9 protein-coding genes are annotated in these 12,552 nt (G+C 71.2%); 2 read left to right on the forward strand and 7 right to left on the reverse strand.

Annotated elements, in window-relative coordinates; all coding sequences use genetic code 11:
* Positions 1-15 precede the first annotated feature (15 nt).
* The 7 genes from AB0959_RS36340 to mce form a co-directional block, all read right to left on the reverse strand.
* Entirely contained in the window at positions 16-855 is an 840-nt protein-coding gene (locus AB0959_RS36340) for an ABC transporter permease (RefSeq protein WP_366831020.1), read from the reverse strand.
* Entirely contained in the window at positions 852-2,066 is a 1,215-nt protein-coding gene (locus AB0959_RS36345; RefSeq protein WP_366831021.1) for an ABC transporter ATP-binding protein, read from the reverse strand. The genes AB0959_RS36340 and AB0959_RS36345 overlap by 4 nt, the downstream gene beginning before the upstream one ends.
* A 328-nt stretch (positions 2,067-2,394) precedes the next feature.
* The gene (locus AB0959_RS36350) at positions 2,395-3,165 is read right to left on the reverse strand and encodes an ABC transporter permease (protein WP_366831022.1); all 771 of its coding nucleotides are present in this window, start codon (positions 3,163-3,165) and stop codon (positions 2,395-2,397) included.
* A 2-nt stretch (positions 3,166-3,167) separates the two neighbouring features.
* Positions 3,168-4,154 carry an ATP-binding cassette domain-containing protein gene (locus tag AB0959_RS36355; protein WP_366831023.1) on the reverse strand — a complete coding sequence of 329 codons (987 nt, stop codon included), beginning with the start codon at positions 4,152-4,154 and terminating at the stop codon, positions 3,168-3,170.
* A 95-nt stretch (positions 4,155-4,249) separates the two neighbouring features.
* Complete coding sequence (locus tag AB0959_RS36360) at positions 4,250-5,185, reverse strand: cellulose-binding protein (RefSeq protein ID WP_366831024.1); 936 nt, start codon at positions 5,183-5,185, stop codon at positions 4,250-4,252.
* 192 nt (positions 5,186-5,377) lie between these two features.
* Positions 5,378-9,226, reverse strand: coding sequence for a polarized growth protein Scy (scy, locus tag AB0959_RS36365; RefSeq protein ID WP_366831025.1), 3,849 nt, complete (start codon positions 9,224-9,226; stop codon positions 5,378-5,380).
* A 406-nt stretch (positions 9,227-9,632) separates the two neighbouring features.
* Entirely contained in the window at positions 9,633-10,073 is a 441-nt protein-coding gene (gene mce, locus AB0959_RS36370; protein WP_366831026.1) for a methylmalonyl-CoA epimerase, read from the reverse strand.
* A 148-nt stretch (positions 10,074-10,221) separates the two neighbouring features.
* Here mce and AB0959_RS36375 point away from each other — a divergent pair, with 148 nt between their 5' ends.
* Entirely contained in the window at positions 10,222-11,424 is a 1,203-nt protein-coding gene (locus AB0959_RS36375) for an acetyl-CoA C-acetyltransferase (RefSeq protein WP_366831027.1), read from the forward strand.
* A gap of 82 nt (positions 11,425-11,506) precedes the next feature.
* Positions 11,507-12,463 carry a methylmalonyl Co-A mutase-associated GTPase MeaB gene (gene meaB / locus AB0959_RS36380; protein WP_366831028.1) on the forward strand — a complete coding sequence of 319 codons (957 nt, stop codon included), beginning with the start codon at positions 11,507-11,509 and terminating at the stop codon, positions 12,461-12,463.
* Positions 12,464-12,552: the final 89 nt, after the last annotated feature.

The raw sequence follows: 12,552 nt of genomic DNA on the forward strand, positions 1-12,552 counted from the left end.
GGCCGGTCACCGCGGTCACACGTCCCGCCGCTCCAGCAGCACGAACGCGCCCACGATCGCGGCCACCGTCAGACCCGCGAGGAGGCCGAGCTGGGCGTTGCCCCCACCGCTCTCGTTGTCCAGAGCGAAGATCTTGGCCAGGGAGTTGGGGGCGCTGTACTCCGCCATCTTCTCGCCGATCTTGCGCATGCTCTCCGAGATCATCAGGAACGCGGGCAGGATCGCGGGCACCAGCACGAGGCCGAGCATCGCGGTGATGGCACCCGCGGAGTGCCGCAGCATCGAGCCCACCGCGAGCGCCAGGACACCGAGCAGCGAGACGTACAGCGCGCCCTTGAAGACCGTGCCCACCCAGCTGTTGCCCGACCCGTCGTCGTGCAGGCTCTGCGTGAACAGGCCGACCAGCCCGATGGCGAAGGCCGACACGACGTACGCCACCGCGAAGAAGATCATCAGCTTGGCGGTGAGCACCCGGTGCCGCTGCGGCGAGGCCGTGAACGTCGTACGGATCATGCCCGTGCCGTACTCCGACGAGATCACCAGCACGCCCAGCGTGATCAGGCAGATCTGACCCAGGATCAGGCCGAAGAAGGCCGGGATGGTGTACGGGACGTCCGCGAAGCTCTCGTCCTGCGTCTGCGTCGCGACGAGGAAGCCGATGCCGACGACGAGCAGCAGGAAGACGCCCAGCGTCCACATCGTGGAGCGCACGGACTTGATCTTCGTCCACTCGGAGGCGAGGGCGTGCCCGAGGTGGGTGGGCGTGACCGGGATGGGCGAGGTGTACGAACCGCCGGGCGCCGCCTGCCAGTTGGGCGCGGGCTGCTGGCTCACGGGAGGCTGGGGCGTGCTCATCGGTTGTCCTCGGGCTTGGTGGGGGCGGGAGCGGCAGGGGGCTGCGCGGGCGCCACGGGGGCCTGTGCGGCGTACGGGTTGGGCTGACCCTGCGCCGGCGCACCGGGCGCGGACGGGGCGCCGTACGGCCCCGCGGGCGGCTGTCCCTGCGGCATCCCCGGAGGCATCGCGAAGGGCTGCCCGCCCTGCTGGGGCGGCGGCGGGGCGTACCACCCCGGCTGGCCCTGCCCCGGCACCGGCATCGGCGGCTGCGCACCGGGCGGCAGCTGCTGCATCAGCCCCTCTTTCTGGTCGATGGTGGACCGGTAGTCCACTGCCCCCTGCGTCATCCGCATGTACGCCTCCTCCAGCGAGGCCTGGTGCGGGGACAGTTCCCACAGGCGTACGTCGGCGCCGTGCGCGAGATCGCTGATGCGCGGCAGCGGCAGACCGGTCACGCGCAGCGCGCCGTCCGCCTCGGGCAGCACCTGGCCGCCCGCCTCGGTCAGCGCGGCCGTCAGCTTCTCCCGCTGCTGCGGCTCGGTGTCGGGGGTGCGGACCCGTGCGAAGTCGGCCGAGTTGTGCGAGATGAAGTCCTTGACGCTCATGTCGGCGAGCAGCTGCCCGCGCCCGATCACGATCAGGTGATCGGCGGTGAGAGCCATCTCGCTCATCAGGTGCGAGGAGACGAACACGGTCCGCCCCTCCGCCGCCAGGGCCTTCATCAGGTTCCGCACCCACAGGATGCCCTCGGGGTCGAGCCCGTTGACCGGCTCGTCGAAGAGCAGCACCTGGGGGTCACCGAGCAGCGCGGCGGCGATACCGAGCCGCTGTCCCATGCCCAGCGAGAACCCCTTGGAACGCTTTTTGGCCACGTCCTGCAGACCGACGACGCCCAGCACCTCGTCCACGCGGCGCGCCGGAATGCCGGACAGTTGCGCCAGGCACAGCAGGTGACTGCGGGCACTGCGTCCGCCGTGCACGGCCTTGGCGTCCAGCAGGGCGCCCACCTGGCGGGGGGCGTTCGGCAGCTTCCGGTAGGAATAGCCGCCGATCGTCACCTGCCCCGCGGTGGGGTTGTCCAGGCCGAGGATCATCCGCATGGTCGTCGACTTGCCCGAGCCGTTCGGCCCGAGGAAGCCGGTGACGGAACCCGGCCGCACCTGGAAGGAAAGGTTGTACACGGCTGTCTTGTCGCCATAGCGCTTCGTCAGGCCGACTGCCTCGATCATGCTCCGCACCCACCAGCAAGGTCAGGACGTCGGGGCACACGCCCCCCGTAAGAGTTAGGAGCATATCGAGCCGCTGACGGTTCCCTCCGGGGGTGGCGCGGTGAGCGTCTGCCGGGTTCGGTTTCTGGGCGGCTGCGGGTCCGTCGTGGTTGATCGCGCCCACGCGGCGGAGCCGCAAATCCAATACAGCCCCGCGCCCCTTGAAGACCTCCGGGCGAGCCCGTGCTTTTAAGGGGCGCGGGGAACTGCGCGACCAGCCACCCACAACGCGCACCAGACCACCGACAGAACCCGGCAGACGCTCACCCGCCCAAGTCCAGCGCAGCGGCTACGCGTCGCGGCGCCGCAGCAGCCCGTACCCGCCCAGCAACGCCACGAGCACCCACAGCACCATGATCCCGAGGCCGCCCCACGGACCGTACGGCGTGGCGTCGTCCACCGGTGGGACGACCTGCATGATCTTGCTGCCGGCCTGGTCGGGCAGGTAGCGCGCGACCTTCTTGGTCGCCGAGACGTTGCCGAGGATGTTCGACACGAGGAAGAAGAACGGCATCAGGACGCCCAGCGCCAGCATCGGGCTGCGCAGCATCGCCGCCACGCCCATGGAGAACACGGCGATGAGTGCCATGTAGAGCCCGCCCCCGATGACCGCGCGCAGGACCCCGGGCTCACCGAGCGAGGTGCGGTGCTCACCGAGCATCGTCTGCCCGAGGAAGAAGGTGACGAAGCTGATCGCGAGGCCGACGACGAAGGCGAGCGCGGTCGCCACGGCGATCTTGCTGAAGAGGAACGTGCCGCGCTGCGGTACCGCGGCCAGCGACGTACGGATCATGCCGGTGCTGTACTCGTTCGACACCACCAGCACACCGAAGACGATCATCGAGAGCTGGCCGAGGCTCATCCCCGCGAAGCTCACGTACGTCGGATCGAAGGCGACCTTGTCCTCCCGGGGCATGTTCGCCCAGTCGCGGTTGACCAGCGCCGAGATCAGCATGCCGAGGGCGATCGTCACGACCGCGGCGATGGCGAGCGTCCACACGGTGGACGCCACCGAACGGATCTTGGTCCACTCGGAACGGACCACCTGTACCGCCGCCATGCTCAGGCCCCCCTCTTCTGCCAGTCGCGGCCCCACGCCTGGCGCGCGGGGACCGGCATCGACTCGTTCGTGACCGGCACGGCACCCGAGTGCGCGTGATACTCCACCGACTCCGCCGTCAGCCGCATGAACGCCTCCTCCAGCGAGGCCTGCTGCGGGCTCAGCTCGTGCAGCACGACCTGGTACTGCGAGGCCAGCTCACCGATCTGCTCGGGCTTGCCGTCGTCCACCTCCAGCGCGCCGCCCTCCGCCTCGACCGCCGTGATCCCCGCCCCGTACAGCACGTCCAGCAACCGCTCGCGCTGCGGCGTACGGATCCGGACGTACGACCGGGAGTTGCGCTGGATGAAGTCCGCCATGGAGGTGTCGGCGAGCAGCCGGCCCTGGCCGATGACGACGAGGTGGTCGGCGGTCAGCGCCATCTCGCTCATCAGATGGGAGGAGACGAAGACCGTACGTCCCTGGGCGGCGAGGGATTTCATCAGGGTGCGGATCCAGTGGATGCCCTCGGGGTCGAGCCCGTTGGCCGGCTCGTCGAACATCAGGATCCGTGGATCGCCGAGGAGGGCTCCCGCGATGCCGAGCCGCTGCCCCATGCCGTACGAGAATCCCTTGGCCTTCTTGCGGGCCACTCCCGTGAGGCCGACGGCGTCGAGGACCTCGGCCACGCGGCTCTTCGGGATGCCGTTGCTCTGCGCGAGGCACAGGAGGTGGTGGTAGGCACTGCGGCCGCCGTGCACGGCCTTGGCGTCGAGGAGCGCGCCGATGTACCTCAGCGGATCCCTGAGCTGGTCGTAGTGCTTGCCGTCGATACGGACGTCACCCAGGGTGGGCCGGTCGAGGCCGAGCACCATCCGCATCGTCGTCGACTTGCCGGCCCCGTTCGGCCCGAGGAACCCGGTCACCATGCCGGGTCTGACGGTGAAGGTGAGGTTGTTGACCGCGACCTTCTCGCCGTAGCGCTTGGTCAGTGCCTCGAGCTCGATCATGCGGCCACGCTAAAACGGGACAAAGCCCTCTGCCACCGGAGTGGCAGAGGGCTTCGAACACTCGACGCGGAACCGCCTGCGGAACCGCTCAGGCGTTACCGGGTCTGCTGCGCCGGAACCCCACGGGAGATCGGCTCGTCCTCGGCCGGCGAACCGGCGGCGGCCACCGCGGCGCCCGTGAGCGTCGCGAGCATCTCGCGGACGTTCGTCAGCTGGGCGTTGATGCTGTCGCGGCGGTTGGTGAGGGCGGCCAGCTCGCGCTCGGATTCCGAACGGATCCGGTCGGCCTTGGCGTTGGCGTCGGCCACGATGTCCTCGGCCTGGCGCTGGGCCGTCTCCACCGTCTGGCGGGCGCGGCGCTCGGCGTCCGTGCGCAGCTTCTCCGCCTCCAGACGGAGCTGCTCGGCGCGGTGCTCGATCTCGGCGAGGCGCTTCTCGGCCTTGGCCTGGCGGGAGGCCAGGTCGCGCTCGGACTGCTCGCGGCGCTTGGCGAGGTTCGTCTCGAAGTCGGCGGCGGCCTGAGCGGCCTTGGCGCGGGTCTCCTCGAAGAGGGCGTCCGCCTCCTCGCGCTTGGACTGCGCGTCCTTCGTCGCCTCGGACCGCAGCTGGGAGGCGTCGCTCTTGGCCTTCTCGACGATCCGGACGCCCTCGTCCTCGGCCTTGGCCTTGCGCTCCGCAGCGAACGATTCTGCGTCGTTGCGCACCTGCTGGGCCGCCGACTCGGCGAGCTCGCGGTGCTGCTCGGCGGCGCGGCGGGCCTCCTCGCGCAGGTCCTTCGCCTCTTCCTCGGCGAGGCGGAGGATCTTCTCGACTCGCGCGCCCAGACCGGCGTACGACGGCTCGGCGTCGGTCACCTGTGCCTGGGCGTTCTGCGTTTCGAGGTGAAGCTCCTCGATGCGCTTTTCCAGAGCAGTGATACGAGCCAGAGCGCTGTCGCGGTCGGAGACGAGCTTCGAGATGCGTTCGTCCACCTGCGCGCGGTCGTACCCACGCCGCACAAGCTCGAAGCCGTAGGGGGAAGTGTCGCTCATGGGGTTCCTGTCGAATGAGACCGGTGAGGTGATAGAGGGAATCCTAGGGGGCGAAGCGGCGTGTCATCGAGCGGATGCACGTTTGATATGGAGAATGAGACCTCTTTCGAGTGGCGAACCAGCAGTTACTTGTCAGAAACTTTGTGTAGAGGGCTCCGACACGCTCCGCTCAGCACGGATCGGCGCTTCTGGCTAGCCGTCTGACGCCTTGCCACCCGATCTGGGTGCGCCCGCCGCGGCGCCGGCCTTGACGCCGCCGTCCTTGCCACTCGACGGGGCCTCAAAAGACTCCAACGCTTCCAGGACGTCCTGGACACGGGAGATCTCGGCATTGATGTCCTCGCGGCGCCGCACCAGGACCTCCAGCTCCCGCTTGCCCTCCTCGACCGTGGCCCGCGCCTCGCGGATCGCCTCGGCCTTGAGCTCCTCGGCCTCCCGGACGAGCGTGTTCTTCTTCTGCTCGGCCTCCTTCAGGAGACCCTCGGCCTTCCGGACGGCGGCGATCCGCACCTTGCCCGCCTCGGAGTTGGCCTCCGAGACCAGGTCCTTCGCCTTCGTCTGTGCCTTCGCCAACTGCTCCTCGGCGGCCCTGATGAGCGCGTCGCACCGGTCGCCCGCGGCCTTCATCGTCTCGGCCGACTCACGGCGGGCCCGCTCGTGCAGCGCCTCGATCTCGCCCGTGATGCGGTCGCGCAGCTCCTCCGCCCGCTCCCTTATCGCGGTGGCGTCCCGGCGCGCGCCGACCAGCAGCTCGTCCGCGTCCGTACGGGCCCGCTCCACCAGGGAGTTGCCCTCCACGGTCGCCTCCGAGACCAGGCGGTCGGCCTCCGTGCGCGCCGCGCCCACCATGCTGTCGGCCTGCGCCTCGGCGTCCGCGGTGGTCTTGTGCGCGCTCGTCTGCGCCTCCGAGATGAGCTTGTCGGCCTCGGCGGCGGTCTCCGTGATGAGCTTGTCGACCTGCTCGGCCGCCTCGGAACGCCGCTTGTTGGCGTCCCTGCGGACCTCGTCCAGCGTCCGGTCGGCCTCCTCGCGCGCGGCCGTGGTCAGCCGCTCGGCCTCGGCCTCCGCCTCCGCCCTGACGCGCTCGGACTCGGCGCGGACCCGCTCGGCGTGCTGCTGAGCGGAGCCCACGGTCTCGGCCGCCTCGGCGCGCAGCCGCTCGGCCTCGCCGGTCGCGTCCGAGATGAGCTTGTCGGCCTTCGCCACGGACTCCGCGCGGCGCCGCTCGACCTCCGCGGCCGTCTCGCTGGTGAGCCGCTCCGCCTCGGCCGTCACCTCGGTGATGAGCGTGTCCGCCTGGGTGGCCGCGTCCGAACGGATCCGGTTCGCGTCCTCGCGGGCCTCGGCCCGGGCGCGCGAGGCGTCCTGCTCGGCGTTCGCGATGGCGTCCGACGCCTCGGTGCGTACGCGCTGGGCGTGCTCGGCGGCCTCGGCGCGCAGCCGCTCGGCCTCCGCGATCGCCTCCGAAACCGTGCGCTCCGCCAGCGACTTGGCGGCCTCCGACTCCGACGCCGCCTCGCGCCGCACCCGGGCCGCGTCCTCGCTGGCCCGCTCGCGCTCGGCGTACGCGTCGGAGCGGACCCGGTCCGACTCCTCCTCGGCCTCGCGCCGCGTACGGTCCGCCGCGTGCTCCGCGGCGTTGCGCAGGCCGGCGATGTCCTCCTGGGCCTGCTCGTGCAGCCCGGACACGGAGTCGCGCACCTGCTGGGCGTGCTGCTCGGCCGCCGACACCATCTCGCCCGCGCGCCGGTCCGCCTCCTCGACCAGGCGCAGCGCCTCGGCCTCGGCCTCCTCCACGCGCTTGCGCGCCGAGGCCAGCAGCTCCTCGCTCTGCTCGCGGGCCCGCTCGCGCTCCTGGTCCGCCTCCTGCCGGGCGGAGCCGAGGAGTTCGTCGGCCTCGCGGCGGCGCCGGGCGGCCTCCTCCTGGGCGGCGGCCAGCGTCTCGGCGCTCTCGGTCGCCAGCCGCTCGGCCGCGGCCTGCGCCTCGGCCCGGACCCGGTCCGCGGTGTCCTGCGCCTCCGACTTCAGCCGCTCCGCCTCGGACGCGGCCTCCGACCGCAGCCGTACGGCGATGGCCTCGCCCTCGGCCCGGGACGCCGACGCGTCCGAGGCGGCCTCGGTGCGCAGCCGCTCGGCCTCGGCCTCGGCCTGCGCCTGGAGCGTACGAATCCGCTCGGCGGCCTCGGAACGCAGCCGGTCGGTCTCCTCGGCGGCCTCGCGGCGGATCCGCTCGGCCTCCGCGCGGGCGTCGCTGAGCGCCTGCTCCGCCGACGCGAGCCGCTGCTCGGCGTCCGAGTGCAGCCGGTTGAGCTCCTCGGCGGCCTCCCCCTCGCGGGCCTCGATCGCGCGCTCGGTCTCCTCGCGCAGGTCGCGGGCGGCCCGCTCGGCCTCGGCCTTGATGGTCTCGGACAGCTCGACGGCCTCGTCGCGCTGCCGCTCCGCCTCCTTGCGGGTCCGGTCCAGGGTCTCCTCGGCCTGGCGGCGCAGCGTCGAGGCGCGCTCGATGGCCTCCGTACGGACCTTCTCGCTCTCCGTCGTGGCCGACTGGCGGAGCTCGTCCGCGTCGGCCTTCGCCTTGGCGAGCAGCTCCTCGGCGGTCTTGGCCGCCTCCTCGATCTGCTGGACGGCCTCGCGGCGGGCCTCGGAGCGGATGCGCTCGCCCTCGGCGACCCCGTCGGCCCGCAGCTGCTCGGCCTCGCCGCGCAGCCGGCGCGCCTCCTCCTGCAGCTCGACCGTCTTGGCGCGGTACTCCTCGGTGTCGTCCTTCGCCGCGCCCTTGAGCTGCTCGGCGAGGTCGTGCGCCTCGGAGCGCAGCCGGTCCGCCTCGGCGTCGGCCTCGCCGCGGATGCGCTCGGCCTCCTCGGCGGCGGCCTTGATGGTGCTCTTGGCGTCCTCCGACGCCTTGTTGAGGACGTCCTCGGCCGTCTTCGCCGTCTTGGCGAGCTGGGAGGCGGACTCCTCCGCCGTGATGCTGCGGGCCTTCTCGGACGCCTCGGCGACGATCTTCTCGGCCTCGGAACGGGCGTCCGCGACGACTTCCTCGGCGGACGCCTTGGTGGCCTCGGCCTCCTTCGTGGCCTCCTCGACCAGCCGGGCGACCTGCTCCTTCGCCGTCCGCGTGCGCTGCTCGTTCGTCGACTCGGCGCTCGCCAGGGCCTTGGTCGCGGCCTCCTTGGCCTCGGTGACCACCTTGTCGGCCTCGGTGCGGGCCTTCTGCAGCGCCGTCTCGGCCTCCGCCATGCGCTGCTCGGCGGCCCGGCTCAGCTCGGTGGCCTGGCGGCGGGCGCTGTCCGACTCGGTGGCGGTGGAGGAGCGCAGCTGCTCGGCGTGCTCGGTGGCCTCCTGGGCCTGGGTGGAGGCGGCGTTCAGCAGCCGCTCGGCCTCCGCGCGGGCCCGGCGCAGGATCTGGTCGGCCTCGGAGCGGGCCGACTCGGCCTCGTCCTGGAGCCGCTGACGGGCCTCGCTCGCGACCCGCTCGGCCTCGGTACGGGCCGCGGCCAGCGCCTGGTCGGCCTCGGCACGCGACTCGTCCAGCAGACGGCGGGCCTGCTGCTCGGAGCGGGCGCGCAGCTGTTCCGCCCAGGACACGTTCTCGTTGACGTGCGACTCGACGGTCTGGCGGCGCTCGGAGAGCTCCTGGTCGAGCTGCTGGCGGCGCGAGACGGCCTCGGCGTGCAGCTCGGCCTGGAGACGGGCGGCCTGCTCGGCGTGCTCCTGGAGGATGCGCTGGGTCTGCGCCCGGGCCTGGCTCAGCTCGCGCTCGGCCTCGGCGCGCAGCTGGTCGGCCTGCACCTGGGCCTGGCGGAGCATCTGCTCGGCCTGGTAGCCGATGTCCGATCCGTCGAACGCGGGCCGGGACATGATGGTGCGGCGCGCCTCGTGCAGCTTGGCGCGCAGCACCTCGACCTGGTAGCCGAGGTCCTCGGCGTGCTGGATCGCCTTTTCCCGCTCGGTCTTCAGCCGCTCCATCTCGGCCTCGAACCGAGAGAGGTGGTCGACGTCAGCCGCCGGCTCTCGCTCCTGGCGTTCGTAGCCCCGCACTGCGCGGTCCCATCCGTCCCCTGGTCGCAAATTTCTCCAAACGAGCTCCGCCCAACCGTCGAACGGGGCCCCCGGGGAATGGTGTCAGATCAACGGCGGAGCGCGGGCTGCCGCCCTAACCCTCGTCCCCCGAAACCTGGACCCCGGCCCTTGGGCGCTTCTGACGGATCTCCGTGGCGTCACGACGCCCGGCACGCAATCTCGCCGCACCGGACACAAGCCCTGGTAGCTCCGCTACGAGGACTTCCGCCCGGCACGCCGAGAGCACGCACCGAACGCCGCTCCTTCTCCCACGGCCATCCGTCAGAAGCGCCCTGGGTCCCGTCGTCGGAAGGCGGCAGGACCCCGGCCGTCCCCTCGCGAGGGGACGACCGACCCCAACCCTACCGGCCCCTATGTACGGAGGTCAGTGCTCAGGTGACTCAACCGGCGCCGAAGTGACCAGTTCTGTCAGTACACCGTGACAATCCTTGGGGTGCAGGAACGTGATCCGTGACCCCATGGAACCGCGCCGCGGCTCGTCGTACAGGACGCGTACCCCCTTGCCGCGGATCTCGGCGGCGTCCCCGTCCACATCCGCCGTACCGAAGGCGATGTGATGGACCCCTTCACCGTTCTTGGCCAGCCACTTCCCGACGGCGGAGTCGTCCCTGGTCGGCTCCAGAAGCTGCAGGTAGGAGGCGCCGCCGTCGTCCGTGCTGTTGATCTTGAGCATGGCCTCCCGCACGCCCTGCTCCTCGTTGACCTCGGAGTGGTACACCTCGAAGCCGTACGTGGCCCGGTAGAACTCGACAGTCGCGTCGAGGTCGAAACAGGCGATCCCGATGTGGTCGATTCGCGTCAGCATGGTGTCAGTGCACCGCTCCTCAGGTGGTTACGCAACGTGCGCGCGATCACACTCTTCGCCGGATGACGGGGTGGCCTACCGCTCAGTACATTCGAAGTAAACCCTCGTTCACTCCTCGGCTGTACCAGCTGGAAGGGGATCGCACCTCATGTCTGGAACGAACGGCAACACCTCGGTGATCGTCGCGGGCGCACGTACGCCCATGGGACGACTGCTGGGTTCGCTGAAGTCCTTCTCCGGAGCCGACCTCGGCGGCTTCGCTATCAAGGCCGCCCTCGACCGTGCGGGGATCGGTGGCGACCAGGTGCAGTACGTGATCATGGGCCAGGTGCTGCAGGCCGGGGCGGGGCAGATCCCGGCGCGCCAGGCGGCGGTCAAGGCCGGCATCCCGATGAACGTCCCGGCGCTCACCATCAACAAGGTCTGTCTGTCGGGCCTGGACGCCATCGCTCTCGCCGACCAGTTGATCCGTGCGGGTGAGTTCGACGTGGTCGTCGCGGGTGGCCAGGAGTCCATGACGAACGCCCCCCACCTGCTCCCGAAGTCCCGCGAGGGCTACAAGTACGGCGCGGTCCAGATGCTCGACGCGATGGCGTACGACGGTCTGACCGACTCCTTCGAGAACGTCGCCATGGGCGAGTCGACGGAGAGGCACAACACGAAGCTGGGCATCGGCCGGGCCGAGCAGGACGAGATCGCGGCCCTCTCGCACCAGCGTGCGGCGGCCGCGCAGAAGAACGGCCTCTTCGAGGCGGAGATCGCGCCCGTCGAGATCCCGCAGCGCAAGGGTGAACCGGTCGTTTTCAGCCAGGACGAGGGCATCCGCGGCGAGACGACGGCGGAGTCGCTGGGCAAGCTGCGCCCGGCGTTCGCGAAGGACGGGACCATTACGGCGGGTTCCGCCTCGCAGATCTCGGACGGTGCGGCGGCCGTGGTCGTGATGAGCAGGGCCAAGGCGGAGGAGCTCGGCCTGGACTGGATCGCGGAGATCGGCGCCCACGGCAACGTGGCGGGCCCGGACAACTCCCTGCAGTCCCAGCCGTCGAACGCGATCGACCACGCGCTGAAGAAGGAGGGCCTTGAGGTCGCGGACCTCGACCTGATCGAGATCAACGAGGCCTTCGCGGCGGTCGCCGTCCAGTCGATGAAGGACCTCGGAGTGTCCACCGAAAGGGTGAACGTCAACGGTGGCGCGATCGCCCTCGGCCACCCCATCGGCATGTCCGGCGCCCGGCTGGTCCTCCACCTGGCGCTGGAGCTGAAGCGGCGGGGCGGCGGCGTGGGCGCGGCCGCGCTGTGCGGTGGCGGTGGGCAGGGTGACGCGCTGATCGTGCGGGTACCGAAGTCCTGAGTCCCCGGTACACCCTTGGTCCGCTGTACGCCCATCCGGATTCTGTCCGGACTCCTCTGGACTGTCGCTGAACGGAGCTGTGATGCAGGACGTCGCCACACTGGTCGCCCAGGCCAGGGAAGGCCGGCCGCGGGCCGTGGCCCGGCTGATCTCCCTGGTGGAGGGGGCGTCCCCACAGCTCCGTGAGGTCATGGAGGCGCTGGCGCCCCTGACGGGCGGGGCGTACGTGGTGGGCCTGACCGGCTCTCCGGGCGTCGGCAAGTCGACGTCGACGTCCGCGATGGTGACGGCGTACCGGAAGCAGGGCAAGCGGGTCGGGGTACTGGCCGTGGACCCGTCGTCGCCGTTCTCGGGCGGCGCGCTGCTGGGCGACCGCGTGCGCATGTCCGAGCACGCGTCGGATCCGGGTGTGTACATCCGTTCCATGGCCACGCGCGGTCATCTGGGGGGTCTCGCCTGGGCGGCCCCGCAGGCGATCCGTGTCCTGGACGCGGCGGGCTGCGACGTGATCCTCGTCGAGACCGTCGGCGTGGGTCAGTCGGAGGTGGAGATCGCCTCTCAGGCGGACACCTCGGTCGTGCTCCTGGCTCCGGGGATGGGCGACGGCATCCAGGCGGCGAAGGCCGGGATCCTGGAGATCGGTGACGTGTACGTGGTCAACAAGGCCGACCGCGACGGTGCCGACGCGACGGCCCGGGAGCTGAACCACATGCTCGGGCTCGGTGAGTCGCGTGGCCCCGGCGACTGGCGGCCGCCGATCGTGAAGACGGTCGCTGCGCGGGGCGAGGGCGTCGACGAGGTCGTCGAGGCGCTGGAGAAGCACCGGGCCTGGATGGAGGAGCGGGGCGTGCTGGCGGAGCGTCGGCTGTCCCGCGCCTCCCGCGAGGTCGAGACCATCGCGGTGACGGCCCTGCGGGAACGGATCGGGGATCTGCACGGTGATCGTCACCTGGGCGTGTTGGCGGAGCGGATCGTGGCGGGGGAACTGGATCCCTACCGGGCGGCGGACGAGCTGGTGGCGGGGTTGACGGAGGGGTGAGCGGGGGAGGGCGGCACGGGTTTTCTCGCCCCCGCCGCCCCTACCCGTCCCATCCTCTACCTGGGGGCTGCGCCCCCAGACCCCCAGGG

The sequence above is a fragment of the Streptomyces sp. NPDC046862 genome, assembly GCF_040704615.1.
Classification (GTDB): domain Bacteria; phylum Actinomycetota; class Actinomycetes; order Streptomycetales; family Streptomycetaceae; genus Streptomyces.

What these genes read in the sequence shown, in the direction of transcription:
- AB0959_RS36375 (WP_366831027.1), top strand. Translation starts at nt 10,222, where the DNA reads ATGTCTGGAACGAACGGCAACACCTCGGTGATCGTCGCGGGCGCACGT.
- mce (WP_366831026.1), bottom strand. Translation starts at nt 10,073, where the DNA reads ATGCTGACGCGAATCGACCACATCGGGATCGCCTGTTTCGACCTCGAC.
- meaB (WP_366831028.1), top strand. Translation starts at nt 11,507, where the DNA reads ATGCAGGACGTCGCCACACTGGTCGCCCAGGCCAGGGAAGGCCGGCCG.
- AB0959_RS36340 (WP_366831020.1), bottom strand. Translation starts at nt 855, where the DNA reads ATGAGCACGCCCCAGCCTCCCGTGAGCCAGCAGCCCGCGCCCAACTGG.
- AB0959_RS36350 (WP_366831022.1), bottom strand. Translation starts at nt 3,165, where the DNA reads ATGGCGGCGGTACAGGTGGTCCGTTCCGAGTGGACCAAGATCCGTTCG.
- AB0959_RS36355 (WP_366831023.1), bottom strand. Translation starts at nt 4,154, where the DNA reads ATGATCGAGCTCGAGGCACTGACCAAGCGCTACGGCGAGAAGGTCGCG.
- AB0959_RS36345 (WP_366831021.1), bottom strand. Translation starts at nt 2,066, where the DNA reads ATGATCGAGGCAGTCGGCCTGACGAAGCGCTATGGCGACAAGACAGCC.
- AB0959_RS36360 (WP_366831024.1), bottom strand. Translation starts at nt 5,185, where the DNA reads ATGAGCGACACTTCCCCCTACGGCTTCGAGCTTGTGCGGCGTGGGTAC.